Annotated in this window: 31 protein-coding genes; 26 read left to right on the forward strand and 5 right to left on the reverse strand. The window is 62.6% G+C overall.

Annotated features, from left to right (window positions below; all coding sequences use genetic code 11):
* Positions 1–19 precede the first annotated feature (19 nt).
* From rplP to guaA, 25 genes are all read left to right on the forward strand, one after another.
* Complete coding sequence (rplP, locus tag ACVWZA_RS18540; RefSeq protein WP_457312841.1) at positions 20–454, forward strand: 50S ribosomal protein L16; 435 nt, start codon at positions 20–22, stop codon at positions 452–454.
* Between the two features lies 1 nt (position 455).
* Positions 456–695, forward strand: coding sequence for a 50S ribosomal protein L29 (gene rpmC, locus ACVWZA_RS18545; protein WP_457312842.1), 240 nt, complete (start codon positions 456–458; stop codon positions 693–695).
* An 11-nt stretch (positions 696–706) separates the two neighbouring features.
* The gene (rpsQ, locus tag ACVWZA_RS18550; RefSeq protein ID WP_034161651.1) at positions 707–979 is read left to right on the forward strand and encodes a 30S ribosomal protein S17; all 273 of its coding nucleotides are present in this window, start codon (positions 707–709) and stop codon (positions 977–979) included.
* A 66-nt stretch (positions 980–1,045) separates the two neighbouring features.
* Positions 1,046–1,414: a 50S ribosomal protein L14 gene (rplN, locus tag ACVWZA_RS18555; protein WP_183108978.1), complete on the forward strand. Its 369-nt coding sequence runs from the start codon at positions 1,046–1,048 to the stop codon at positions 1,412–1,414.
* Positions 1,414–1,731 (forward strand): 50S ribosomal protein L24, encoded by a 318-nt coding sequence (rplX, locus tag ACVWZA_RS18560; protein ID WP_457312843.1) that lies wholly within the window; start codon positions 1,414–1,416, stop codon positions 1,729–1,731. The genes rplN and rplX overlap by 1 nt, the downstream gene beginning before the upstream one ends.
* 22 nt (positions 1,732–1,753) lie before the next feature.
* Positions 1,754–2,326: a 50S ribosomal protein L5 gene (gene rplE / locus ACVWZA_RS18565; RefSeq protein ID WP_457312886.1), complete on the forward strand. Its 573-nt coding sequence runs from the start codon at positions 1,754–1,756 to the stop codon at positions 2,324–2,326.
* Position 2,327: 1 nt separating this feature from the next.
* Positions 2,328–2,633, forward strand: a complete 306-nt coding sequence (rpsN, locus tag ACVWZA_RS18570) for a 30S ribosomal protein S14 (RefSeq protein WP_034161655.1) — start codon at positions 2,328–2,330, stop codon at positions 2,631–2,633.
* 10 nt (positions 2,634–2,643) lie between these two features.
* Positions 2,644–3,039, forward strand: coding sequence for a 30S ribosomal protein S8 (rpsH, locus tag ACVWZA_RS18575; RefSeq protein WP_034161656.1), 396 nt, complete (start codon positions 2,644–2,646; stop codon positions 3,037–3,039).
* Complete coding sequence (gene rplF / locus ACVWZA_RS18580) at positions 3,039–3,572, forward strand: 50S ribosomal protein L6 (protein ID WP_457312844.1); 534 nt, start codon at positions 3,039–3,041, stop codon at positions 3,570–3,572. The genes rpsH and rplF overlap by 1 nt, the downstream gene beginning before the upstream one ends.
* Complete coding sequence (gene rplR, locus ACVWZA_RS18585) at positions 3,572–3,931, forward strand: 50S ribosomal protein L18 (RefSeq protein WP_183108974.1); 360 nt, start codon at positions 3,572–3,574, stop codon at positions 3,929–3,931. The genes rplF and rplR overlap by 1 nt, the downstream gene beginning before the upstream one ends.
* A gap of 2 nt (positions 3,932–3,933) precedes the next feature.
* Positions 3,934–4,662 (forward strand): 30S ribosomal protein S5, encoded by a 729-nt coding sequence (rpsE, locus tag ACVWZA_RS18590; RefSeq protein ID WP_457312845.1) that lies wholly within the window; start codon positions 3,934–3,936, stop codon positions 4,660–4,662.
* A 5-nt stretch (positions 4,663–4,667) separates the two neighbouring features.
* The gene (rpmD, locus tag ACVWZA_RS18595) at positions 4,668–4,871 is read left to right on the forward strand and encodes a 50S ribosomal protein L30 (RefSeq protein WP_457312846.1); all 204 of its coding nucleotides are present in this window, start codon (positions 4,668–4,670) and stop codon (positions 4,869–4,871) included.
* A gap of 126 nt (positions 4,872–4,997) precedes the next feature.
* Positions 4,998–5,540: a 50S ribosomal protein L15 gene (rplO, locus tag ACVWZA_RS18600; RefSeq protein ID WP_457312847.1), complete on the forward strand. Its 543-nt coding sequence runs from the start codon at positions 4,998–5,000 to the stop codon at positions 5,538–5,540.
* A gap of 133 nt (positions 5,541–5,673) precedes the next feature.
* Positions 5,674–7,020, forward strand: a complete 1,347-nt coding sequence (gene secY, locus ACVWZA_RS18605) for a preprotein translocase subunit SecY (RefSeq protein WP_457312848.1) — start codon at positions 5,674–5,676, stop codon at positions 7,018–7,020.
* A gap of 33 nt (positions 7,021–7,053) precedes the next feature.
* Entirely contained in the window at positions 7,054–7,704 is a 651-nt protein-coding gene (locus ACVWZA_RS18610; protein ID WP_457312849.1) for an adenylate kinase, read from the forward strand.
* Between the two features lie 90 nt (positions 7,705–7,794).
* Positions 7,795–8,349: an ATPase gene (locus tag ACVWZA_RS18615; RefSeq protein ID WP_457312850.1), complete on the forward strand. Its 555-nt coding sequence runs from the start codon at positions 7,795–7,797 to the stop codon at positions 8,347–8,349.
* Positions 8,350–8,626: 277 nt separating this feature from the next.
* Entirely contained in the window at positions 8,627–9,319 is a 693-nt protein-coding gene (locus ACVWZA_RS18620; protein WP_457312851.1) for a response regulator transcription factor, read from the forward strand.
* Positions 9,316–10,662 carry an ATP-binding protein gene (locus tag ACVWZA_RS18625; RefSeq protein WP_457312852.1) on the forward strand — a complete coding sequence of 449 codons (1,347 nt, stop codon included), beginning with the start codon at positions 9,316–9,318 and terminating at the stop codon, positions 10,660–10,662. The genes ACVWZA_RS18620 and ACVWZA_RS18625 overlap by 4 nt, the downstream gene beginning before the upstream one ends.
* Before the next feature lie 99 nt (positions 10,663–10,761).
* On the forward strand, positions 10,762–10,995 hold the full coding sequence (locus ACVWZA_RS18630; protein WP_457312853.1) for a hypothetical protein: 234 nt from the start codon (positions 10,762–10,764) through the stop codon (positions 10,993–10,995).
* Positions 10,996–11,150: 155 nt separating this feature from the next.
* Entirely contained in the window at positions 11,151–11,519 is a 369-nt protein-coding gene (gene rpsM, locus ACVWZA_RS18635) for a 30S ribosomal protein S13 (RefSeq protein ID WP_183108967.1), read from the forward strand.
* Between the two features lie 56 nt (positions 11,520–11,575).
* The gene (gene rpsK, locus ACVWZA_RS18640; RefSeq protein WP_031395237.1) at positions 11,576–11,965 is read left to right on the forward strand and encodes a 30S ribosomal protein S11; all 390 of its coding nucleotides are present in this window, start codon (positions 11,576–11,578) and stop codon (positions 11,963–11,965) included.
* Between the two features lie 95 nt (positions 11,966–12,060).
* The gene (locus ACVWZA_RS18645; RefSeq protein WP_457312854.1) at positions 12,061–13,125 is read left to right on the forward strand and encodes a DNA-directed RNA polymerase subunit alpha; all 1,065 of its coding nucleotides are present in this window, start codon (positions 12,061–12,063) and stop codon (positions 13,123–13,125) included.
* A gap of 179 nt (positions 13,126–13,304) precedes the next feature.
* A complete protein-coding gene (rplQ, locus tag ACVWZA_RS18650) occupies positions 13,305–13,727 on the forward strand; it encodes a 50S ribosomal protein L17 (RefSeq protein ID WP_457312855.1) in 423 nt (140 codons plus the stop codon).
* Positions 13,728–13,864: 137 nt separating this feature from the next.
* Complete coding sequence (locus ACVWZA_RS18655) at positions 13,865–16,024, forward strand: prolyl oligopeptidase family serine peptidase (protein WP_457312856.1); 2,160 nt, start codon at positions 13,865–13,867, stop codon at positions 16,022–16,024.
* Between the two features lie 89 nt (positions 16,025–16,113).
* Positions 16,114–17,682, forward strand: coding sequence for a glutamine-hydrolyzing GMP synthase (gene guaA / locus ACVWZA_RS18660; RefSeq protein WP_457312857.1), 1,569 nt, complete (start codon positions 16,114–16,116; stop codon positions 17,680–17,682).
* Between the two features lie 200 nt (positions 17,683–17,882).
* Here guaA and ACVWZA_RS18665 read toward each other — a convergent pair whose 3' ends face one another.
* The 4 genes from ACVWZA_RS18665 to acs all read right to left on the reverse strand — a co-directional run bounded on the left by ACVWZA_RS18665 (position 17,883) and on the right by acs (position 21,647).
* Entirely contained in the window at positions 17,883–18,536 is a 654-nt protein-coding gene (locus tag ACVWZA_RS18665; protein WP_457312858.1) for a glutathione S-transferase family protein, read from the reverse strand.
* Positions 18,533–18,973 (reverse strand): SRPBCC family protein, encoded by a 441-nt coding sequence (locus ACVWZA_RS18670; protein ID WP_457312859.1) that lies wholly within the window; start codon positions 18,971–18,973, stop codon positions 18,533–18,535. The genes ACVWZA_RS18665 and ACVWZA_RS18670 overlap by 4 nt, the downstream gene beginning before the upstream one ends.
* On the reverse strand, positions 18,970–19,308 hold the full coding sequence (locus ACVWZA_RS18675) for an ArsR/SmtB family transcription factor (RefSeq protein ID WP_457312860.1): 339 nt from the start codon (positions 19,306–19,308) through the stop codon (positions 18,970–18,972). Before ACVWZA_RS18675 ends, ACVWZA_RS18670 begins: the two co-directional genes overlap by 4 nt.
* A gap of 398 nt (positions 19,309–19,706) precedes the next feature.
* Positions 19,707–21,647, reverse strand: coding sequence for an acetate--CoA ligase (gene acs, locus ACVWZA_RS18680; RefSeq protein ID WP_457312861.1), 1,941 nt, complete (start codon positions 21,645–21,647; stop codon positions 19,707–19,709).
* Between the two features lie 113 nt (positions 21,648–21,760).
* On the opposite strand from acs, the gene ACVWZA_RS18685 reads away from it, so the two are divergent.
* A complete protein-coding gene (locus tag ACVWZA_RS18685; RefSeq protein ID WP_457312862.1) occupies positions 21,761–22,777 on the forward strand; it encodes an NAD-dependent epimerase/dehydratase family protein in 1,017 nt (338 codons plus the stop codon).
* Here the strand turns inward: ACVWZA_RS18685 and ACVWZA_RS18690 are convergent, their stop codons facing one another.
* Positions 22,778–23,482 (reverse strand): Stf0 family sulfotransferase, encoded by a 705-nt coding sequence (locus tag ACVWZA_RS18690; RefSeq protein WP_457312863.1) that lies wholly within the window; start codon positions 23,480–23,482, stop codon positions 22,778–22,780.
* Position 23,483: the final 1 nt, after the last annotated feature.

Genomic DNA, 23,483 nt, shown 5'->3' on the forward strand with positions numbered 1-23,483 from the left:
GCGCTAAGGAACATTTGATATGTTGCAACCGAAGAAAACCAAGTTCCGCAAGCAGTTCAAGGGCCGGATCCATGGCGATGCGAAGGGCGGCACCACGCTGAACTTCGGCTCCTATGGCCTGAAGGCAATGGAACCCGACCGGATAACCGCACGCCAGATCGAGGCGGCTCGCCGCGCGATTACGCGTCACATCAAGCGCCAGGGGCGTTTGTGGATCCGGATTTTCCCCGACGTGCCGGTCACGTCGAAGCCTGCCGAAGTCCGTATGGGCAAGGGCAAGGGTTCGCCCGAATATTGGGCAGCGCGGGTCAAGCCGGGCCGCATCCTGTTCGAACTGGACGGGGTTCCCGGCGACATTGCGGCGGTGGCGTTCAGCCGCGCGGCGATGAAGCTGCCGATCAAGGTAAAGGTCGTTGCCCGTCTCGGCGACACCTCGCACCTGGGAGTTGTATAAGATGGCTCGCATCGACGATTTGAAGGCGAAGACCGAGGACCAGCTGGGCGAAGAGCTCGGCAACCTGAAGCGCGAGGCGTTTAACCTCCGTTTCCAGGCCGCGACCAACCAGCTCGAAAAGCCGAGCCGGGTTCGCGAAGTCCGTCGCGACATCGCTCGCATCAAGACCCTCCAGAATCGCCGGGCGGCTGACGCCGCCGGTGGGCAGCCCGCGCTTTCGCGCGACGCTGCGGCCAAGTAAGGAACGATACCATGCCGAAGCGCGTGCTGACGGGACTGATCGTCTCGGACAAGGGCGACAAGACGGTGGTCGTGAACGTGGAGCGCAAGGTCAAGCATGCGCTCTACGGCAAGATCATCCGCCGTTCGAAGAAGTACCACGCCCATGACGAGGCGAACGAGTTCAAGCAGGGCGAAACCGTGCGGATCGAAGAGACCGCACCAATCTCCAAGCTGAAGACCTGGAAGGTGATCGATCGGGTTAACACCCATGCGACGCCGGAGCGGGTCGACGTCGACGCGTAACGCGCCGGCATTGTTTTAGGCGGGGTCCGGTCGGAATCGGCCCCAGAGTGAGAAGGAACCGGATCGATGATCCAGATGCAGTCCAATCTCGAGGTCGCTGACAACAGCGGTGCGAAGCGGGTACAGTGCATCAAGGTGCTTGGCGGGTCCAAGCGCCGCACCGCGGGCGTAGGCGACATTATCGTCGTCAGCGTCAAGGAAGCAGCCCCCCGTGGCCGCGTGAAGAAGGGCGACGTGCACCGTGCCGTCATCGTGCGTACGGCGAAGGACATTCGCCGCGCCGATGGCTCGGTCATCCGCTTCGACGGTAACGCAGCCGTGCTGGTCAACAAGAACGAGGAGCCGATCGGCACCCGTATCTTTGGCCCAGTGGTGCGCGAGCTCCGCGGCAAGAAGCACATGAAAATCATCAGCCTGGCGCCGGAGGTTCTGTAATGGCCGCTGCGAAAATCAAGAAGGGTGACCGCGTCATCGTCCTGTCCGGCAAGGACAAGGGCAAGACCGGTGAAGTGACCCAGGCCATGCCGCGTGACGGCAAGGTCATCGTGTCGGGCGTGAATGTCGCGATCCGTCACACCAAGCCGAGCCAGGGCGACCCGCAGGGTGGCCTGGTCCGTTCGGAAGCGCCGATGCACGTCTCGAAGGTCGCGCATGTGACCGCCGACGGCAAGCCAACGCGCGTCCGGTTCGAAACCCAGGACGGAAAGAAGGTCCGCGTGGCCGTCAAGACCGGGGAGAAGATCAGTGGCTGAAACTGCCAACACCAAGCCGCGCATGCGGCAGATGTACGATGACACGATCATCAAGGCGATGACCGAGAAGTTCGGTTACAAGAACGTGATGGAGGTTCCGCGCCTCGACAAGATCGTCCTGAACATGGGCGTTGGCGAAGCGACGCAGGACAAGAAGAAGGTCGAGCAGGCCGCCGGCGAGATGGAACTGATCGCAGGTCAGAAGCCCGTCGTCACCAAGGCCAAGAAGTCGATCGCGCAGTTCAAGCTGCGTGAGGGCATGCCGATCGGCGTGAAGGTCACCCTTCGCCGTGAGCGCATGTACGAGTTTCTCGACCGCTTCATCACGATCGCACTTCCCCGCGTTCGCGATTTCCGTGGCCTGAACCCCAAGAGCTTCGATGGACGCGGCAACTATGCCTGCGGTCTGAAGGAGCAGCTGGTGTTTCCGGAAATCAATTATGACCGGATCGACAAGGTGCGCGGCATGGACGTGATCGTCACCACCACCGCCCGGACCGACGACGAAGCGCGCGAGCTGCTCCGCCTGTTCGGCTTCCCGTTCCCGCCGGAAGCTACTGGCGAAGTCGCTGACGACGAAAAGAAGGCAGCATAAGATGGCTAAAGTCAGTTCTGTAAACAAGAACGAGCGCCGCAAGCGGATGGTGAAGAAATACGCCCCCGCCTATGCGAAGCTGAAGGCGATGGCGGCGGACAAGTCGCTCGACGATGGCGAGCGTTTGATCGCCCGCCTGAAGATGGCGCAGATACCGCGTAACGGTAACCCGACCCGCGTTCGCAATCGTTGCGAAACCACCGGGCGCCCGCGCGCTTATTATCGCAAGTTCCGTCTCTGCCGTATTCAGCTGCGCGATCTGGCCAACAAGGGCCTCATCCCCGGCGTTACGAAGTCGAGCTGGTAAGGATCACGAGATGGCATTGACCGATCCCCTGGGTGATATGCTCACCCGCATCCGTAATGGCCAGCGCGCGCGCAAGGACTCTGTCCTTTCGCCGGCGTCGAAGCTGCGCGCTCGCGTACTCGACGTGCTTCAGCGCGAAGGTTATATCCGCGGATATTCCGAAGAAGAGATGGGCCCTGCAAAGGGTATCCGCATCGAGCTTAAGTATTTCGAGGGTCAGCCCGCGATCAAGCACGTTGCACGCGTCTCCAAGCCTGGCCGTCGCGTCTATTCGGGTTCGCAGGATCTGCCCCGCGTGATGAACGGCCTGGGCATCACCATCGTCTCGACGCCGCGTGGCGTTCTGTCCGACGCCGAAGCGCGTGAACAGAATGTCGGTGGCGAAGTGCTTGCGGAGGTATTCTGATGAGCCGCATCGGTAAAAAGCCGATCACGATCCCGAGCGGTACCACCGCGACGATCGAGGGTCAGCAGCTCAGCGTGAAGGGCCCCAAGGGCAGTCTCGCGATGCCGCTGCGCGACGAGATCAGCTACACGCTGGAGGACGGCGGCATTTCGGTGCAGCCGGCCAACGACACCAAGCGCGCTCGCGCGTTCTGGGGCATGCAGCGTACGCTGGTCCAGAACCTTGTGACCGGTGTGTCGGACGGTTTCACCAAGAAGCTGCTGATCAACGGCGTCGGCTATCGCGCCGCCGCTTCGGGCCGCACGCTGAACTTGAAGCTCGGCTACAGCCACGACGTCAACATCAACGTGCCGGAAGGCATCGAGGTCAAGACGCCGGACAACACGACGATCGAGATATCGGGTTCGGACAAGCAGAAGGTCGGCCAGCTGGCCGCCGAAATTCGCCAGTGGCGCAAACCTGAGCCGTACAAGGGCAAGGGCATCAAGTACGACGGCGAGTTCATCTTCCGCAAGGAAGGGAAAAAGAAGTAATGAGCACCAAAGGTCTTTCCCTTTTTGCGAAGCGCCGTCTTCGCAACCGTACCGCGCTCCGTGGTCGTGCCGCTGGCCGTCCCCGTTTGTCGGTGCATCGTTCGGGCAAGCATATCTATGCCCAGATCATCGACGACGCGGCAGGCACCACGCTCGCTTCGGCATCGACGCTGGAAAAGGACGTGCGCGGCACGACCGGCGCGAACATCGACGCGGCGACCTCGGTCGGCACGCGAGTGGCGGAAGCAGCCAAGGCAGCGGGCGTGACCAAGGTCGTGTTCGATCGCGGAGGCTTCCTGTTCCACGGTCGTGTCAAGGCGCTGGCACAGGCCGCGCGTGAAGCCGGATTGGAGTTCTAAGAATGGCTGACGAAATCATCCCGACGGAAGCAGCTGCAGCGCCCGATGGCGCAGCCGTTCCGCAGGAAGCCCCTGGTCGTGGTCCGCGTGGCGGCCGTGGTCGTGGCGGTCCCGGCGGCGGCGGTCAGAACCGCGGCGGTCGTGACAATCGTGGCGGACGCGACAATCGCGGCCGTGGCGGTCCCGGCAGCGACGATGGCGGCGAAGAGCTGATCGAGAAGCTGGTTCACATCAACCGCGTCTCGAAGACGGTCAAGGGCGGCAAGCGCTTCGGCTTCGCGGCACTGGTCGTCGTCGGTGACGGCAAGGGCCGGGTCGGCTTCGGTCACGGCAAGGCACGCGAAGTGCCGGAAGCCATCTCCAAGGCCACTGCGGCCGCGAAGAAGGCCATGGTCCGTGTTCCGCTGCGTGACGGTCGTACGCTGCATCATGACGGCAAGGGTCACTTCGGTGCCGGTCTCGTCACGGTGCGTTCGGCACCGCAGGGTACCGGCATCATCGCCGGCGGCCCGATGCGCGCCGTGTTCGAATCGCTCGGCGTTGCTGACGTGGTGACCAAGTCGATCGGTACATCGAACCCGTACAACATGATCCGCGCGACCTTCGAGGCACTGACCTCGCAGGTTTCGCCCAAGTCGGTCGCGCAGCGTCGCGGCAAGAAGATCGCCGACCTGCTCGGCCGTGGTGGCTCGCAAGCCGCCGAGGCCGAAGCCGCAGCGATCGCGGAGTAAGACAGATGGCGAAGAAAAAAGAAGCTGCCGCAGGTGGCACGATCAAGATCACGCAGACCGGCTCGCCGATCCGTCGTGAGCGCGATCAACGCGCGACCCTGATCGGTCTTGGCCTCAACAAGATGCACAAGACCCGTGAGTTGCAGGACACGCCCGAAGTTCGTGGCATGATCCGCAAGGTCGCGCACATGCTCTCGGTCGAGGGTTGAACGACTTAGGGTAGGGGCGGCGTATCCGGGCGTTATGCTCGGTACTACTCCACCCCGACCCCTCCCCCGAAGAAGGGGAGGGGCTTTAGATATCCAGCGCGACAAAAGCGAAAGCGAGTGCACGACATGAAATTGAACGATCTCCGCGACAATCAAGGCGCCCGTAAATCCCGCATGCGGGTCGGCCGTGGCATCGGTTCCGGCAAGGGCAAGACCGCCGGCCGCGGCATCAAGGGCCAGACGAGCCGTGAAGGCGTGTCGATCGCAGGGTTCGAAGGCGGCCAGATGCCGCTGCACATGCGTCTGCCAAAGCGCGGCTTCAACAACATCTTCGCCAAGGATTATGCCGAAGTGAACCTCGGTTCGATCCAGAAGGCGCTCGACGCCGGCAAGATCGAAGACGGTGCGACGCTCGACCACGCTGCCCTGAAGGCCGCCGGCCTGGCGCGCGGTGGCAAGGACGGCGTCCGCTTGCTCGGCAAGGGCGAGTTCTCGGCCAAGCTGAGCTTCTCGGTGCATGGCGCGTCGAAGGGCGCGATCGAAGCGGTCGAAAAGGCCGGCGGCAAGGTCGATGTGATCCATGTCGTACCGGCAGCCGAAAAGGCCGCCGCCAAGAAGGGCGTGAAGTACAAGGAGCGCCAGGCTCACAAGGCTTCGTTCAAGGCATAATCCCGGCGTCCCCGGCCGTTGTGCCGGGGAAGACGCTAGGCAAGCCCGCTTGCGTGACTATATGAGCGGCGGGGCGGTGAAACGTTTCCCGCCGCTTTTGTTTCCCCCCTAAGTTCCAGGGACGATAATCATAATGGCATCCGCAGCCGATCAGATGGCCCAAGGCCTCAGCCTGTCGAAGTTCGCGCAGGCGACCGACCTCAAGAAAAGGTTGTGGTTCACGATCGGCGTGCTGATCGTTTTCCGGATGCTCAGTTATGTGCCGTTGCCGGGGATCGACCCGACCGCGCTCAACCTGCTGGTGCAGAAGACCAGCGGCGGCGTGCTTGATTTCTTCAACGCCTTTTCCGGCGGCTCGCTGTCGCGCGCGAGCATCATCGCGCTTGGCGTGATGCCCTACATCACCGCCTCGATCGTGGTGCAGCTCGCGACTTCGCTGTCGCCGACGCTGGCGGCGATCAAGAAGGATGGCGAGAGCGGGCGCAAGCGGCTCAACCAATACACGCGTTACGGGACGGTCGGCCTGACCGCAGTTCAGGGTTATTTCCTCGCGATCGGCTTCGAGAGCCAGAGTGTCGTGGTCGATCCCGGAATGCTGTTCCGCGTGGCAGCGGTGTTGAGCCTGGTCGGCGGCACCATGTTCCTGATGTGGCTGGGTGAGCAGATCACCAGCCGCGGCATTGGCAATGGCATGTCGCTGATCATCATGGCCGGTATCGTCGCCAGCCTGCCGCGCACCCTGGTCAACCTGTTCGAAGGCGGCCGTTCGGGTTCGCTCGATCCGGTCAAGTTCATCGGCATCGTCGTTGCGGTCGTACTGCTTGTGCTGTTCATCTGTTTCATGGAGCGAGCACAGCGGCGGATTCTGATCCAATATCCCAAGCGCCAGACGCAGCGCGGCATGCAGGCCGATCGCAGCCATTTGCCGCTCAAGATCAACACCGCCGGCGTCATCCCGCCGATCTTCGCCTCGTCGCTGCTGCTCATGCCGTTGACGATCTCGCAGTTCGCGGGTCAGCGCGTCGCGGGCGAGAGCGCATGGGGCGATGTCGTCATCGGGCTCAACCAGTATCTCCAGCACGGCAGCCCAGTCTACATGCTGCTGTACGGTGCGGGGATCATCTTCTTCTCGTTCTTCTATACCGCGGTGGTGTTCAACCCCGAGGAGACGGCGGACAATCTGAAGCGCTATGGCGGCTTCATTCCCGGCATCCGCCCCGGCAAGAACACCGAGACCTATTTCGATTATGTGCTGACGCGTATCACGGTGATCGGTGCGGCCTATCTGACGATCATCTGCCTGTTGCCGGAATATCTGGTGTCGGCGCTGTCAATCCCGTTCTACCTTGGTGGGACTAGCTTGCTGATCGTGGTCAACGTAACGATGGATACGGTGACGCAGATTCAGAGCCATCTGCTTGCGCATCAATATGGCGACCTGATCAAAAAGGCTAAGCTGAAGGGCGGACGCCTCCGTTAAGACGGGTGAAGTGAAGTCTAGGGGAGTGCGGCTGTGAATATTATCCTGCTCGGGCCCCCGGGGGCGGGGAAGGGCACGCAAGCGAGCCGTTTGATGACGGATCGCGGCATGGTGCAGCTTTCCACCGGTGACATGTTGCGTGCTGCGCGTGACGCCGGCACGCCGGTCGGCCTGAAGGTCGCCGCGATCATGGCGGCGGGCGAACTCGTTTCCGACGACATCGTCTCCGCGTTGATCGACGAGAAGCTCTCGACCATGCCGGCCGGGCAGGGCGCGATCTTCGACGGTTACCCGCGGACCGCGGCGCAGGCGCATTCGCTTGACGATATCCTCGCCAATCACGGTCGCACGCTTGACCATGTGATCGAGCTCGAGGTCGACGAAGACGCGCTGGTCGAGCGCATCACCGGCCGTTTCACCTGCGCCAAATGCGGCACCGGGTATCACGACAAATTCAAGCAGACCAAGGTGCCGGGCGTGTGCGACGTGTGCGGCTCGACCGAGTTCAAGCGCCGCGCTGACGATAATGAGGAATCGGTGCGTACGCGCATGGCCGAGTACCGCGCCAAGACCGCGCCGATCCTGCCGATCTATGACGCGCGGGGCCTGGTACGGCGGGTCGACGGCATGGCCGATATCGATCATGTGAGCGAAGCGATCGAGGCGATCCTCGGCGGGAAATAAACGCCGCCGTTCATTCCTGCTGTGCGGACGAGCAAGGTTGCGCATCGTCCCCGGGCGCATATGATACGGCGTTCCACCGGGGGCCGCCATATGAACCGCTTCGCTTTATTCACCGCCCTGGTCCTGCTGCCGCTCGCCGTGCCGGCCGGCGCGGATGTCGTCCAGGCGACGCCCGCCGGGTTCGAGATCAAGCAGGTCGTTACCATCGACGTTCCGATCGCGCATACCTGGGATACGCTACGCGCGCCGCAGAAATGGTGGAGCAAGGAGCACACCTATTCGGACGATTCGGCCAATCTCTATCTCGATGCGCAGGCAACTGGATGTTTTTGCGAGCGGATGAAGGACAAGGGGTCCGTCGAGCATGCCCGGATCGTCTATATCGCGCCGGGCCGGATGATCCGGCTGGTCGGCGCGCTCGGCCCGCTCCAGGCCGAGGCGGTAACGGGAACGCTGACCTTCCGCCTCGACCCTGAAGGGGCGAACGCGACACGCGTCACCCTGACATATGTCGTCGGCGGTTATGTTCGCGGCGGCGCCGATACACTCGCGCCCAAGGTCGACGAGGTGCTGGCGGTGCAGATGCTCGGCCTGAAGTCCGCGGCCGAGGCTGCATCCGAGCCCGAAGCAAATCCGAAAAAATAGACGCGACCTAATGCCCCGCATGACGCTTTTTTCATGCCGGTGTCATCGGATGAAGCCCCCGCCGCGCATTAATATGGCGGATGTCGCCATGATGCTGTCGTCCTCCCCTGAACGGCGATCACAAAGCGATACCTCGATCCGGTACCATGTTCCCGGTGGTGCCGGGGGCCGACGGGAAGCGAGGCTTTCCGTCGGCCCAGTTCGTTCGTACAAACCCATTTCGTTCGTCTAAAGCCAAGCCAGCAGCCATCGGACGCTCGCCCATGATCAAGATCCAATGACCCGCAAGATCCTTGTCGTTGAAGACGATCATACGACCGCCAGCTACCTGGCCAAGGGATTGGCCGAGGCCGGTTATTCGGTCGAGACATGTCATGACGGCCGCGACGGCCTGTTCCTCGCCAGCGAGGGCATTTTCGACGTCATCATCGCCGATCGCATGATGCCGGGCCTTGACGGGCTTGCTATGCTCGCGGCGATCCGGGCGGCCGGGATCAAGACGCCGGCGCTGATCCTGTCCGCGCTGGCCAGTGTCGACGACCGTATCGATGGGCTGCATGCCGGGGCGGACGATTATCTGGTCAAACCCTATTCCTTTGCCGAACTCCATGCGCGGATCGAGGCGTTGTTGCGGCGGAGCGACCGGGTCGCATCCGACCAGCAGGTGATTAAGCTCAATGTCGGCGATCTCGAGATCGACCTGCTCGCGCGCAGCGTGTCGCGCCAGGGCCGGCCGATCCTGCTCGGCGCGCGGGAGTTCAACTTGCTCGAATATCTCGCGCGCCATGCCGGGCAGGTCGTCACCCGCACGATGATGCTGGAGAAGATCTGGAACTATCATTTCGATCCGGGATCGAATGTCGTCGATGTCCATATCGGCCGGCTCCGGCGCAAGCTCGAAGAGGGTTTTGCCGCACCGATCCTGCACACGGTGCGCGGCGCCGGATACCGGCTCTCGGCCGACGGGTGAGGGGACCATCGGTCACCGCGCGCATCGCGCTGTTGGCGATCGCGCTGGCATTGGTGTCCAATCTCGCTCTGGTCGGTTTCGTCTGGCAGCAGATCCATGACGACGCGGTCGGCACGCTGCGGCGCGACACGATCGAACAATCCGACGCATTGGTCGCGGTATGGCGCAACGGCGGGATGAAGGCGCTCAACGAGGCGATCGAGGATGCGCGTGCGCCGGGCGACGATTCGCTGATCCTGGCGGTAATCGACGCATCCGGGCGGCGCATTGGCGGGACGGGCCCTGATCGTCTGACGCTCAACGGCGATGCGACGATCTTCCGGATCGGCCGGGCAGGGACGACGTCGCCCTGGTCGGATCGCGATGCGGGGTATGCGGTACGCGCGATCGGCCCCAATCGGCTGATCAGTGGACGGTTGCTGGACGATTGGGAACGCGAACAGCGCGACCTCGAATCCGCGCTGGCGCTTGCCGTGCTGTTGTCGCTGGCGCTGGGCATCGGTGGCGGATTGGTGATCGCGCGCTATGTCGGGCGGCGGTTGAACGGCATCGCCGGCGTGATCGAGGGTGTCGCGGACGGCGACCTGTCGCGCCGTGTGGTGATGCTCTCCGACAGCGGCGATGCGTTCGACCGGCTGGCGATCCGGCTCAATGCGATGCTCGACAAGGTCGAACGGCTGATGGGCGAATTGCGCATCGTCACCGACAGCCTGGCGCATGATCTGCGCTCGCCGCTCGCCCGGCTGCGCAGCAAGACCGAGGGCGCATTGTTGATGGACGATCCGGCGCAGCGCGAAGCCGCGCTCGGCGGACTGATCGTCGAGACCGATCTGGTGATGCGCATGTTGACCACGTTGATCGAGATCAGCCGGTCCGAATCGATCTCGCGCGATCGTTTCACCCTGGTCGACCCGGCCGCGCTGATTGAGGAGATTGCCGATCTCTACGCGCCGGTGGTGGAGGATGCGGGGCTGCGTTTCGTTGTTGCGATCGATGCCAAGCTGTCCGCTTTGCCGCTGCACCGTGAGTTGATGTCGCAAGCGATAACCAATCTGGTCGACAATGCGCTGCGCCACGGGGCGAACGGCGCATCAGTCACGCTTCGCCTGGCCGGCGACGCGCACGAAGTCAGGTTGCAGGTCGAGGATCACGGCCCGGGGATCGCCGCCGCCGATCGCGTCCAGGCGCTGCGCCGGTTCGGGCGGCTCGATACCGCGCGCACGACACCCGGCGCGGGGCTCGGCATGACTCTGGTCGAGGCTGTCGCGCGGTTGCATGGCGGACGATTGGAGCTTGGTGACAATGCGCCGGGCCTGATCGCGACGATCGTGCTGCCGGCCTGAATTCGATGCCATAGCCATGCCCGTTTGGTCGACCAGCGAGTTGCGCTAGGCATCGCCCGCCTGCTGGCGCTTCAGGCCAAAAAAGGGCAGGGGCCGGCGATGGACGCCCTCACTTTGTTCGGCCTGTTCGCGGTCACCTCAATACTCATCTGCTATATGATGGAGGCGGGCAGTCATTGGTGGACGCTGGGATTCGCCGCAGGCTGCTCGATGGGATCGGCATATGGTGTCCTGCTGGGCGCCTGGCCGTTCGGGTTGGTCGAAATCGCCTGGGCCGCAGTCGCGCTAAAGAAATGGTGGTCGATCCGTAGCCGGCGGGAACCGGCTGGTTGACTCCGTGCCTGCGCGCGCTTATCTGGCGGTTATTCCGAACCACCGGGTCCCGGCGGCGCTTGTCTGCGCTCGCCGCTATCGTGCGTTTCGGAATGTTTAACGCTATGAGATGGGGTGACTGCCATGTCGCCCTGTGGAGCAGGAGAATTTAGTTCATGGCTCGTATCGCCGGGGTCAACATCCCGACCAACAAGCGCGTTGTTATCGCGCTCACCTACATCCACGGCATTGGCAACACCAAGGCCAAGGCAATCGTCGCAAAGCTGGGCATCGCTTCCGAGCGTCGCGTCCAGGACCTGACCGATCAGGAAGTGCTGCAGATTCGCGAGACGATCGACGCCGATCACACCGTTGAGGGTGATCTCCGTCGCGAAGTCGCGATGAACATCAAGCGCCTGATGGATCTGGCCTGCTATCGCGGTCTTCGCCATCGTAAGGGCCTTCCGGTCCGTGGTCAGCGTACGCATACCAATGCGCGCACCCGCAAGGGCAAGGCCAAGCCGATCGCCGGCAAGAAGAAGTGAGCTTGAGCCGTCGAGAGGCGGCTCGCTCCCTCAGCTATCAGGGTTAGGAATACGATATGGCACGCGAACCTCAGCGCATTAAGCGGCGCGAGCGCAAGAACATCACCTCTGGCGTCGCCCATGTGAATGCAAGTTTCAACAACACGATGATCACGATCACCGATGCCCAGGGCAACGCGATTTCGTGGTCGTCGGCCGGCGCGATGGGCTTCAAAGGCTCACGCAAGTCGACTCCATACGCGGCGCAGGTCGCGGCGGAAGACGCCGGCAAGAAGGCCGCCGAGCACGGCGTCCGTACAATCGAAGTGGAAGTAAAGGGTCCGGGTTCGGGCCGTGAGTCGGCGCTTCGCGCGCTGCAGGCGGTTGGCTTCCAGATCACTTCGATCCGCGACGTGACCTCGATCCCGCACAACGGCGTCCGGCCTTCCAAGCGCCGTCGCGTCTGAATTTCGTCTCGACCGCGCGCGGTTGATCGCGCCGCGCGGCCGATTCTCTCATGGCCGAAGCTTCCCCGCTTCGGTCCAAAACCAAGGGGAAGCCCATGTCCGTCAATGCAAAGAATTGGCAGGAACTCAAAAAGCCCAACGGTCTCGAGAAAAAGGCCGGTGGTGATTCGAAGCGCAAGGCGACCTTTGTCGCCGAGCCGCTCGAGCGTGGTTTCGGCCTGACGCTCGGCAACGCGCTGCGGCGCGTTTTGCTGTCCTCGCTGCAGGGCGCGGCGGTGACCTCGATCAAGATCGAGAATGTGCTGCATGAATTCTCGTCGCTGGCGGGTGTTCGTGAGGACGTTACCGATATCGTCCTGAACGTGAAGCAGATTGCGCTTCGCATGCAGGGCGAAGGCCCGAAGCGTCTCCAGCTTTCCGCGACCGGCCCTGCCGACGTGAAGGCCGGCGACATCGCGGTTTCGGGTGACATCGAGGTGCTCAACCCCGATCTGCTGATCTGCCATCTCGATGAAGGCGCGACGCTCAACATGGAACTGACCGCGGACGTCGGTAAGGGCTATGTCGCGGCGGTCGCCAACCGTCCGGCGGATGCGCCGATCGGCTTGATCCCGGTCGATGCACTTTACTCGCCGGTCAAGCAGGTCAGCTACAAGGTTGAGAACACCCGCGTCGGGCAGGAACTCGATTACGACAAGCTGACGCTGACGATCGAAACCGACGGCACGGTGACGCCTGAGGACGCGGTGGCCTATGCCGGCCGCATCCTGCAGGACCAGCTCGCGCTGTTCGTCCACTTCGACGATTCGGCGATGACCCGTTCGGCCCCGATCGGCCACGCGGCTCCCGCAGCAGCCGGCGAAGCCTCGGGCGACACGCAGCAGATCAACCGTTACCTGCTCAAGAAGGTCGATGAGCTCGAGCTGTCGGTGCGTTCGGCGAACTGCCTGAAGAACGACAACATCATCTATATCGGCGATCTGGTTCAGAAGACCGAAGCCGAGATGCTGCGTACGCCGAACTTCGGCCGCAAGTCGCTCAACGAGATCAAGGAAGTTCTCTCCTCGATGGGTCTCCGCCTGGGCATGGAAATTCCCGGCTGGCCGCCTGAGAATATCGAAGAGATGGCCAAGAAGCTTGAACAAGAGATTATGGGGTAAGACTGTCCCGGCCCCAATCCGGCACCCCAGCACAGGCTGGGGTCTCGTGGTTCGGGCCGGGCTTTCTCCTCATGGAGATTCCGGTTTTCGCTGGGATGACGATAGAATGGCAGGCTCCATTGTCCCTGCCTGGTCTGGGGTTCCGTCAAACGGCCCCTTAACGAACGAAGGATCAAATCATGCGCCATCGCGTAGGCGGTCGTAAACTCTCGCGGACTTCGGCCCACCGCACTGCCCTGTTCCGCAACATGTCGGCAGCGCTCATCAAGCACGAACAGATCACGACGACCGTCGCCAAGGCGAAGGAATTGCGTCCTTATGTCGAGAAGCTGATCACGCTGGCGAAGAAGGGTGGCCTGTCCAACCGTCGTCTCGCGCATGCCCGCATGCTCGACGAGACGCAGCTGCAGAAGCTGTTCGACGTCTTGGCGTCGCGCTACGCCGACCGCAACGGCGGTTACACTCGCATCATCAAGGCCGGCATCCGCGCTTCGGACGCCGCGCCGATCGCGATCATCGAGTTCGTCGATCGCGACGTCAGCGCAAAGGGCCAGGATTCGGGTCCGGTGATGACCGACGAGGATTACGATCAGGCAGCCTGATCACTCCCCTTCGAGAAAAGTGAACAGGGGCTCCGCGAAAGTGGGGCCCCTTTCGTTTGTGCCGGCCTGGCTCGGGGGTTGAGTGATGTCCGATGGCTGATAGGGTGCCGCCATCCAGCCCTTATCGGGAGCGATCCATGCGTCCTGCGCTATTGACCCTTTTGCCCCTCCTTTTCACCGCGCCCGCAATCGCTGCCGGCCAGACCATGGAAAAAGCCGCCGCGATGCCGAAACCGACCTATCCCGAAACCCGCAAGGTCGATCAGGTCGATGAGCAATTCGGCGTGAAGGTCGCCGACCCCTATCGCTGGCTCGAGAATGACGTGCGCACCGACCCCGAGGTTGCCGCCTGGGTCGCCGCCGAGAACAGAGTCACCAATGCCTATCTCGCCGCCTTGCCCGGCAGGGATATCTTCAAGGCCCGCCTGAAACAGCTGATGGATTATGAACGTTTCGGACTGCCGGAGAAAAAGGGCGGTCATTATTTCTACACGCACAACAGCGGCCTGCAGAATCAGGCCGTGCTGTTCGTCCGCGACGGCGTGAACGGCGAAGGCCGCGTTCTGATCGACCCCAATAGCTGGTCGAAGGATGGTGCCACTGCGCTGGCCGAATGGGTGCCGTCGGAGGACGGCAGCAAGATCGTCTATTCGATCCAGGATGGCGGCACCGACTGGCGCACGCTCAAGGTGCTCGACGTCGCGACCGGGGCGATCGCCGACGACACGATCGAATGGGTGAAATTCTCCGCCTTCGCCTGGGCCAAGGATGGATCGGGCTTTTATTACTCGCGCTTTCCGGTCGCGACGGGCGAGAAAAAATTTCAGGCGCTGAACGAGAATCAGAAGATCTATTTCCACAAGATCGGGACCGCGCAAAGCACCGACACGCTGATCTACGCGACGCCCGAAACGCCGCGGCGCAACCATCAGGTACAAGTCACCGATGACGGCAAATGGCTGGTCATCACCACCACAGAAGGCACTGACAACCGATACGAGATGACGGTCGTGGACCTGGCCGCGCCCAAGCCGGCGCCGCGCACCATCTTCAAGGGGCTGGAGAATGAGTGGAGCTATGCCGGCAACCAAGGGTACATCTTCTTCTGGGTGACCAACAAGGATGCGCCGCGCTCGCGCATCGTCTCGACCAACCTTGCCGCGCGCTCGGCCGTGCCGCCGATCGTCGAGATCGTACCGCAGGACAAGGCGGTGCTCGATGGCGCCGGAATCGTCGGCGGCAAGCTGATCGCGGCCTACCTCGCCGATGTGAATACCGAGGTCCGCCGCTTCTCCCTGGATGGCAAGCCGGATGGCGTGGTTGCATTGCCCGGCATCGGCAAGGCGAGCGGGTTCGGGGGCGAGGCGGATGATCCCGAGACATTCTATTCCTTCACCAGCTTCGCCACGCCCACGACGATCTATCGCTACGATGTGAAGACCGGCCAATCCACGCCCTGGGCCACGGCCAAGGTCGCGTTCGACCCGTCGCTTTATGACGTGGCGCAGCGTTTCTATGCTTCGAAGGACGGCACGCGGGTGCCGATGTTCGTCGTCCGGCGCAAGGATGTGACCGGGCCGGCGCCGACGCTGCTGTACGCCTATGGTGGCTTCAACATTTCGATGACGCCCAGCTTCTCGGCGTCGCGGATTGCCTGGCTCGAACAGGGCGGAGTGCTTGCGGTGGCGAACATTCGCGGCGGCGGCGAGTATGGCAAGGAATGGCATGACGGCGGCCGCCTGGCCAACAAGCAGAATGTGTTCGACGATTTCATCGCGGCCGGTGAGTATCTGAAGGCGGAAGGGATCACGTCGAAGGATGGGCTGGCGATCCAGGGCGGTTCGAACGGCGGCCTGCTGGTCGGTGCCGTCACCAATCAGCGGCCCGATCTGTTCGCCGCTGCACTGCCCGCGGTCGGCGTGATGGACATGCTGCGCTTCGACCGCTGGACCGCCGGGCGCTATTGGGTCGACGATTACGGCTATCCATCCAAGGAGGCCGATTTCAAAACGCTCTACGCCTATTCCCCCTATCACAACATCAAGAGCGGCAAGCCCTATCCCGCGATCCTGGTCGCGACGGCGGACACCGACGATCGCGTGGTGCCGGGGCACAGCTTCAAATATACCGCAGCGCTGCAGGCGGCGGATATCGGCGACCGGCCGCATCTCGCGCGGATCGAAACCCGCGCCGGGCATGGCAGCGGGAAACCGACCGACAAGGTGATCGAGGAGGCGGCCGACAATTGGGCGTTTGCCGCGAAATGGACCGGGCTGACGGTCAAGCCTGTCCAATAGAAGCCCGGCTTTCGCCAGCTTAGGCCGATTCACCTGCAGTGCTCGCGCGGAGGGGGTTCCGTCTCGCGCGGCTTCTGTTATCTGGCCGCATGACACAGCCCCCGAACTTCAACCCCGACTCCATCCTTATCGTCGATTTCGGCAGCCAGGTGACTCAGCTCATCGCTCGCCGCGTGCGCGAAGCGGGGGTCTATAGCGAGATCGCACCGTTCCAGTCCGCCGAAGCGGCGTTCGAGCGTATGCAGCCCAAGGGCATCATCCTGTCGGGCAGCCCGGCTTCGGTGCTCGATGCGGACAGCCCGCGCGTGCCGCAGGTGATTCTCGACAGCGGCCTGCCGATCCTCGGCATCTGTTACGGTCAGCAGGTGCTTATGGCGCAACTCGGCGGGATCGTGACCCTCGGTGACAGCGGCGAGTTCGGCCATGCGGTGATCGAGGTGAGCGATCGCTGTTCGCTGTTCGATGGTCTGTGGGCCGAGGGTGAGAGCCATCAGGTGTGGATGAGCCATGGCGACAAGGTCACGGCGCTGGCGCCCGGTTTCCGTCCGGTCGCGGCGAGCCCCGGCGCGCCCTTTGCGGTGATCGCCGATGACGACCGGCGCTATTATGCGATGCAGTTCCACCCGGAGGTCGTCCACACGCCCGATGGCGCCAAGCTGATCTGCAATTTCGTGCGTCATGTCTGCGGCTTGCAAGGTGACTGGACAATGGCCGGCTTCCGCGCCGCCAAGATCGAGGAAATCCGCAAGCAGGTCGGTACCGGCCGGGTGATCTGCGGATTGTCCGGCGGCGTCGATTCTTCGGTCGCCGCAGTGTTGATCCATGAGGCGATTGGCGAGCAGCTTACCTGCGTATTCGTCGACCATGGCCTACTCCGCGCAGGCGAGGCCGATCAGGTCGTCGGCCTGTTCCGCAATCACTATAATATTCCGCTGGTCCATGTGGACGCCGAGGCGCTGTTCATGAATGGGTTGGCCGGCGTCACCGACCCCGAAGCCAAGCGCAAGTTCATTGGCGCAACCTTCATCGCCGTGTTCGAGGCGGAGGCGAAGAAGATCGGCGGCGCGGCGTTCCTGGCCCAGGGCACGCTGTACCCGGATGTGATCGAGAGCGTCAGCTTCACCGGCGGCCCGTCGGTGACGATCAAGAGCCACCATAATGTCGGCGGCCTGCCCGAACGCATGAACATGCAGCTGGTCGAGCCGCTCCGCGAACTGTTCAAGGACGAGGTTCGCGTGCTGGGCCGCGAACTCGGCCTGACCGATGCGTTCGTCGGGCGGCATCCGTTCCCCGGGCCGGGTCTTGCGATCCGCATTCCCGGCGAGGTGACGCGCGAGCGTTGCGACATATTGCGCAAGGCGGATGCGATCTATCTGGAGGAGATCCGCAATGCCGGGCTCTACGACGCGATCTGGCAGGCCTTTGCTGTCCTTCTGCCAGTGCGCACGGTCGGCGTGATGGGCGACGGGCGGACCTATGACTTCGTACTCGCCCTGCGCGCGGTCACCTCGACCGATGGGATGACCGCGGCGGCGTATCAATTCCCCGGCGACTTTCTGCCGCGCGTGGCGACGCGGATCGTCAATGAGGTCAAGGGCATCAACCGCGTGACCTATGACTATACGTCGAAGCCGCCGGGCACGATCGAATGGGAATGATTTTCACCCCTTCGGCAGTATCCCTGTGCATGCCAGAATGTGCCATAACTGGCTAATGTCGAATAATAACTGGCTTGCAGCGGGTGGTTTCGTTGTGACCGTCGGTTTTGCAAAGCGGGAGCTGGAAACGGACATCCAAGCAGAGACCAGTATTAACTCGGTTGCGGACGTACGACTCCCGAAATGTGCGAGTTTCGTCATCAGCCTTCTGAGCGAATCTCGTCTGCCGCCTCGAAATGCGCGATTTGGTCCGAATAAGCCTTCTGGAAAGCGGGGCGAGCGGTGACACGTTCGACATAGGCCTCAGTTGCGGGACGGTTGCCGTGCTCGCGGACCTTTGTGACGCGTAGCACGTCCGCCATGATGAGGTCGGCGGCGGTGAAGCTGTTTGCCGCCAACCAATCTCGTTCGCTCAGTATCGCCTCGATGTGAGCGAGCCGCATGTCCATCCAGTCGGTCAGAGCATTATCCCCGTCGCCGGAAATCGTGAGGAACCACCAGGGGACGGTCACCATCTCCATCGAATTGAGCGCGGCAATGATCCATTGCTGCGTTTCAGCTTCGCCGACTGGATCGCGCGGCATCAGCGTCGTGCTCTTGCCCGCCAGATGCAGCAAGCACGCACCGCTTTCGAAGATTTTGATATCGCCATCCGTCAGGAACGGCACCTGCCCAAAAGGCTGCCTGTCGAGATGGTTGGTCGCGCGATCCTCGAAGGCGACGGTACGTACATCATAGGAAAGGCCCGCTTCCTCTGCGGCCCATCGCAGGCGTAGATCGCGCACGAATCCGCGCGGACCCTCGGGCACCCAATCAAGAGTCCAGATGGTTATCTTTTGGGTCAGGTCGCTCATTCTGTCTCTCCAAGGAAAATCGGCAGTTTGTCGAGCAGGCCGCTCCAGCCTTGCTCATGGCTTTCGCGCGCCTCTTCATCGGGCAGATGTTCGTGGATCAGGGTCAGCTCGGTGCCGCCGTCGAGCGGCTTGAGCAGGAATGTCACCAGCGACTCCCGTTCGGGCATGCCGGGCCATTCCCAGGTGAAGACCAGTTTCTGCTCGGACAGCACTTCCCGATACACGCCGGTGGGATTGTGCTCGTCGCCGTTCATCAGCCGGAACATGATGCTAAACCGGCCGCCGGGCCGCACATCGGCCTCGGCCTTGAGCGTCGGCCCGGCATCGGGTCCCCACCATTGCAGCATCTGTTCGGGCCGGGTGATCGCCGCCCACACCTTGGCGGGAGAGGCCTTGATCTTGCGGACGATGGTCACGCTGGGCAGGCTGGAGTTCATTGCGCGTCATCCTCTTCGACAAAAACGACAAGCCGGTCGATGCTCGCCATCCAGAAGCGTTCATAGCGTTTGAGCCACGCCATCGCTTCCTGCATCGGCTCCACCGACAGGGTTACCGCCACGGTCCGGACGGTCTTGGTCCGGATGATCAGTCCGGCATCGGACAGGACATCGAGATGCTTCATCATCCCCGGCAGCTTCAGCGACAACGGCCGGGCGAGTTCGCTGATCGAAAGCCTCGGTTCGTCCTTCAGCCGCATCAGCACGCCCCGCCGCGTCGTATCGGCGAGTGCGGAGAATGTGCGGTCGATTGCGGATGCCTGATACTTCACCATTTAGCGAAGTATTGACGATGCCTGGGGCTGTGTCAACTTTCGGAGATCGAAAAAGGGTGACTGGCCGCGGCGAAGCGCGGGCGACCAGGGGGAATAAACTGGAAATAGCGGCTGCGCGCGCTCTTTTTGCGCGGGACGATTGGCTTGCCGTTCACTGTGCGGCACAATCCCGCAGATCGGCGAAATAGGCATCATCGACGCGCTCGGTCGGCGCGCTTGCGGCACCGTCAAGCAAAAGCCGTTTGAGGGTCTGGCGCTCAGATCCTTGCGGATAAGTGCCCGGACATATTCACTGCTCGTCCCAAAATCGCGATCGATCACTTATTGATCGACGAATGATTGAGCGTTTCCGGGAGCGAGATGTTCATGCATGACTGGTCAGGAGCGGGCACAATCGATCACGCCACCCGATTGGCGATCAGATCATCGACCACCGCCGGATCGGCCAGCGTGCTGGTATCGCCGAGCGACGAGACATCGCCCTCGGCGATCTTGCGCAGGATGCGGCGCATGATCTTGCCCGACCGCGTCTTGGGAAGGCCCGGCGCGAATTGCAGCTTGTCCGGCGCGGCGATCGGGCCGATTTCGCTGCGTACCCATTTGATCAGCGTGGCCCGCAGGTCGTCCGACGCCGTCTCGCCGGAATTGAGCGTGACATAGGCATAGATGCCCTGGCCCTTGATGTCGTGCGGCATGCCGACCACCGCGGCCTCGGCAACTTGCGGGTGGAGCACCAGCGCGGATTCGACTTCGGCGGTGCCCATGCGATGACCGGAGACGTTGATCACGTCATCGACCCGGCCGGTGATCCACCAATAACCGTCCTCGTCGCGGCGTGCGCCATCGCCGGTGAAATACTTGCCCGGATAGGTAGTGAAATATGTCTGGAAGAAGCGGTTATGATCGCCCCACACGGTGCGCATTTGTCCCGGCCAGCTTCGGGCAATGACCAGATTCCCCTCGGTCGCCCCATTGAGCACCTCGCCTTCGGCATCGACCAGTTGCGGATCGACCCCCGGCATCGGCCGTGTCGCGCTACCCGGTTTCAGGTCGGTCGCGCCGGGCATAGGAGAGATCATCGCGCCGCCGGTCTCTGTCTGCCACCAGGTGTCGATGATCGGGCAGCGACCGTCGCCGACCACCTCGTGATACCAGCGCCAAGCCTCGGGATTGATCGGCTCGCCGACCGTACCGAGCAGCTTCAGCGACGAGCGATCGGTCTTCGCGACGAATTCGTCGCCATCCTTCATCAGCGCGCGGAGTGCGGTCGGCGCGGTGAAGATGGTATGAACCTTGTGCCGGTCGACCACTTGCCAGATGCGGCTCGCATCGGGCCAGTTGGGCAGGCCTTCATACATCAATGTCGTCGCGCCATTGGCGAGCGGGCCATAGAGAATATAGGTATGTCCGGTGACCCAGCCGATATCGGCCGCACACCACCACACATCGCCGGGCCGGTAATCGAACGCCAGTTCATGCGTCAGGCTCGCCCAGAGCAAATAGCCGCCGCTGCTGTGCAGCACGCCCTTGGGCTGGCCGGTCGATCCGCTGGTGTAGAGGATGAATAACGGGTCTTCCGCGCCCATCGGCTCGGGCGGGCAAACCGTCGGCTGATCCACCGCCGCGTCATGGTACCAGACGTCGCGGCCCTCGTGCATCGTCACGTCGCCGCCGGTCGCCTTTACCACGATCACCTTCTTCAGCGCCGGTGCGCGCAGGGCCGCGGCATCGACATTGGCCTTGAGCGGGACTTTCTTGCCACCGCGCCGTCCTTCGTCGGCAGTCACGACGATGCTCGAATCGCAATCGGTGATCCGTCCCGCCAGCGCCTCGGGCGAGAAACCGCCGAACACCACCGAATGGATCGCGCCGATCCGCGCACAGGCGAGGATCGCAAACGCCGCTTCCGGAATCATCGGCATATAGATCGTGACACGGTCGCCCTTCTTCGCGCCTTGCGCCTTCAGGACATTGGCGAAGCGGCATACTTCGGCATGTAGCTGGCGATAGGTGAAGCGCTTCGGCTGTTCGTTCGGCGCGTCGGGTTCCCAGATCAGCGCGACCTGTTCGCCACGCTTGGCGAGATGCCGGTCGAGGCAGTTCGCGGAAACATTGAGTCGGCCATCGGCGAACCACTGGATGTGGAAATCCTTTTCCGCGAACGACCAGTCGCCGGCGATCTCTGGCCGCTTGATCCAGTCGAGCCGGCGCGACTGTTCGAGCCAGAAACTGCCTGGATCGGCGAGCGAGCGGCCGTAGAGATTCTCATATCCCGCCGCGTCGACACGCGCACGCTGCGCCCATTCGGGGGGCACGGGGTAAAGATCTTGATCGGCCATGTAACGCTCTCCTGCCACCCCATTTGCCGGGGGGAGAGGGGCGAATGCAAGCCCGGCTTGTCAAGAACTAGGTTTCAATATAAAACTTGATTTTTCCCGGGCGGAGCGGATCGATGGCAGGCACGGTGTTGGTGACGGGCGGCAGCGGTTATATTGGCGGCTATCTCATCAAGCAGCTCATTGGCGAGGGCTGGACGGTCCACACCACGGTGCGCTCTATCGGCCGCGAGACGGAGGTGCGCGAAACACTCGGCGTGTCGGGCCCGGAGCTTAAATTCTTCGCGGCCGACCTGATGAATGATGCCGGCTGGTTCGCGGCGATGGCCGGCTGCACCCATGTTGCGCACGTTGCGTCGCCTTTTCCGGTCGGTGCCGTCAAGAATGAGGACGACCTGATCATCCCCGCACGCGAGGGCGCGCTCCGGGCACTGCGCTTCGCGAAAGAGGCCGGCGTCCAGCGCTTCGTGCAAACCTCGTCGGTTGCGGCGATCGCTTATGGTCGCGGTGATTTGGGGCGACCGTTTACCGAGGCCGACTGGACCGACGTCAATTCGCCCACAGTAGCCGCATACCCGAAGTCGAAGACGATCGCAGAACGCGCCGCGCGTGACTGGATGGCGGCGAACGGCGGCGCGATGGAATATTGCTCGGTCAACCCGGCGGCGGTGCTGGGTCCGGTCCTGAGCGCCGATTATTCGGCTTCGATCGAGTTCGTCAAACGCGCGATCGATGGCTCGGTCCCGGGCTTTCCGCGGCTTGGCTTCGCCGTCGTCGACGTCCGCGACCTCGCCGATCTTCACGTCCGTGCGCTGTCCATGCCGGGTCTCGCCAATGAACGCTTCATTGCGGCTGGGCCATTCATGATGATGGAGGAAGTGGGGCAAGTGCTGCGCGACCGGCTCGGGCCCGATGCGAGGAAGGTACCAAAGCGCAATATCCCCGATTTCGCTGTCAGACTGATCGCACTGTTCGACGGCGGCTTGCGCCAGGTGCTTGGCGAATTGGGCCGGGTCCGCGCAGTCGATTCCAGCCATGCGTTCGAGGTGCTCGGCTGGAAGACGCGTCCGGCTGCGGACTCGATCGTCGACACCGCGCGCAGCCTGATCGACCTGGGCATCGTGAAGATCTGATTAAATCACATTCTCGGCGACAAAGCGGTGGCGCCAGGCGCGCGACTGGTCGTCGGCCTGTTGCTTCAATTGCGTGATGTGCGCCGTCCGTTCCGTCCCTTCCAGGCCCAGAAACGGGAACAATGCAGCGACATCACCCCATGCTACATCCTCATAGGCCAATCGCAACGGCTCGATCGCATGCCGTGCGAAAAAGGCTTCCCACTGCTGGCGATTGCCCTTGATCGTTCGAATAGCGTCGGCGATCGCGATGCTGTCATAGGTTAGCGATGTTGGCGGGTGCGATCGACGGGACGACCAGATATTGGTCTCTATCGCGCGCACCAACGATATCGCTTGCATGACGACATCGCGGCGATCGAGGAAGATGAGCTTGAGCGGCCCGGTCATTGCTTCGATCGGTTCTAGGCCTCGCCCGCCGATGCGGGTATATCGTTCGATATCATGGCGAAGGCCTGTGAACTGCGACCACATCAGCTTGCAGCCGAATACCCCGTTGGGCGTGGAGCAGAGGCGGAAAAAATCATAGAAATAAGCGGTATGGCTGGCATGGCCGTGATGGCCCGACCATGTCTGCTCGTCCTCCGACAAGCCATATTCCTGCGGATAGCCGACTGACCCCAGCGTCGCCAGCATATCGCACAACAGGAAGCTGCCGGTGCGGGGCAGCGCGGCAATGATGTAGCCCCGGCTGATGCCGTGCATC

Source organism: Sphingomonas sp. UYAg733, assembly GCF_054057355.1.

Coding starts and splice junctions, on each gene's coding strand:
- ACVWZA_RS18665 (WP_457312858.1), bottom strand. CDS start 18,536: ATGAGCGACCTGACCCAAAAGATAACCATCTGGACTCTTGATTGGGTG.
- secY (WP_457312848.1), top strand. CDS start 5,674: ATGGCATCCGCAGCCGATCAGATGGCCCAAGGCCTCAGCCTGTCGAAG.
- rplF (WP_457312844.1), top strand. CDS start 3,039: ATGAGCCGCATCGGTAAAAAGCCGATCACGATCCCGAGCGGTACCACC.
- ACVWZA_RS18675 (WP_457312860.1), bottom strand. CDS start 19,308: ATGGTGAAGTATCAGGCATCCGCAATCGACCGCACATTCTCCGCACTC.
- rpsK (WP_031395237.1), top strand. CDS start 11,576: ATGGCACGCGAACCTCAGCGCATTAAGCGGCGCGAGCGCAAGAACATC.
- acs (WP_457312861.1), bottom strand. CDS start 21,647: ATGGCCGATCAAGATCTTTACCCCGTGCCCCCCGAATGGGCGCAGCGT.
- rplQ (WP_457312855.1), top strand. CDS start 13,305: ATGCGCCATCGCGTAGGCGGTCGTAAACTCTCGCGGACTTCGGCCCAC.
- ACVWZA_RS18620 (WP_457312851.1), top strand. CDS start 8,627: ATGACCCGCAAGATCCTTGTCGTTGAAGACGATCATACGACCGCCAGC.
- rplN (WP_183108978.1), top strand. CDS start 1,046: ATGATCCAGATGCAGTCCAATCTCGAGGTCGCTGACAACAGCGGTGCG.
- rplE (WP_457312886.1), top strand. CDS start 1,754: ATGCGGCAGATGTACGATGACACGATCATCAAGGCGATGACCGAGAAG.
- rpsH (WP_034161656.1), top strand. CDS start 2,644: ATGGCATTGACCGATCCCCTGGGTGATATGCTCACCCGCATCCGTAAT.
- ACVWZA_RS18685 (WP_457312862.1), top strand. CDS start 21,761: ATGGCAGGCACGGTGTTGGTGACGGGCGGCAGCGGTTATATTGGCGGC.
- rplX (WP_457312843.1), top strand. CDS start 1,414: ATGGCCGCTGCGAAAATCAAGAAGGGTGACCGCGTCATCGTCCTGTCC.
- guaA (WP_457312857.1), top strand. CDS start 16,114: ATGACACAGCCCCCGAACTTCAACCCCGACTCCATCCTTATCGTCGAT.
- ACVWZA_RS18615 (WP_457312850.1), top strand. CDS start 7,795: ATGAACCGCTTCGCTTTATTCACCGCCCTGGTCCTGCTGCCGCTCGCC.
- rpsN (WP_034161655.1), top strand. CDS start 2,328: ATGGCTAAAGTCAGTTCTGTAAACAAGAACGAGCGCCGCAAGCGGATG.
- ACVWZA_RS18630 (WP_457312853.1), top strand. CDS start 10,762: ATGGACGCCCTCACTTTGTTCGGCCTGTTCGCGGTCACCTCAATACTC.
- rplR (WP_183108974.1), top strand. CDS start 3,572: ATGAGCACCAAAGGTCTTTCCCTTTTTGCGAAGCGCCGTCTTCGCAAC.
- rplP (WP_457312841.1), top strand. CDS start 20: ATGTTGCAACCGAAGAAAACCAAGTTCCGCAAGCAGTTCAAGGGCCGG.
- rpmC (WP_457312842.1), top strand. CDS start 456: ATGGCTCGCATCGACGATTTGAAGGCGAAGACCGAGGACCAGCTGGGC.
- rpsM (WP_183108967.1), top strand. CDS start 11,151: ATGGCTCGTATCGCCGGGGTCAACATCCCGACCAACAAGCGCGTTGTT.
- ACVWZA_RS18645 (WP_457312854.1), top strand. CDS start 12,061: ATGTCCGTCAATGCAAAGAATTGGCAGGAACTCAAAAAGCCCAACGGT.
- rpsQ (WP_034161651.1), top strand. CDS start 707: ATGCCGAAGCGCGTGCTGACGGGACTGATCGTCTCGGACAAGGGCGAC.
- ACVWZA_RS18670 (WP_457312859.1), bottom strand. CDS start 18,973: ATGAACTCCAGCCTGCCCAGCGTGACCATCGTCCGCAAGATCAAGGCC.
- ACVWZA_RS18655 (WP_457312856.1), top strand. CDS start 13,865: ATGCGTCCTGCGCTATTGACCCTTTTGCCCCTCCTTTTCACCGCGCCC.
- rpsE (WP_457312845.1), top strand. CDS start 3,934: ATGGCTGACGAAATCATCCCGACGGAAGCAGCTGCAGCGCCCGATGGC.
- rpmD (WP_457312846.1), top strand. CDS start 4,668: ATGGCGAAGAAAAAAGAAGCTGCCGCAGGTGGCACGATCAAGATCACG.
- rplO (WP_457312847.1), top strand. CDS start 4,998: ATGAAATTGAACGATCTCCGCGACAATCAAGGCGCCCGTAAATCCCGC.
- ACVWZA_RS18690 (WP_457312863.1), bottom strand. CDS start 23,482: ATGCACGGCATCAGCCGGGGCTACATCATTGCCGCGCTGCCCCGCACC.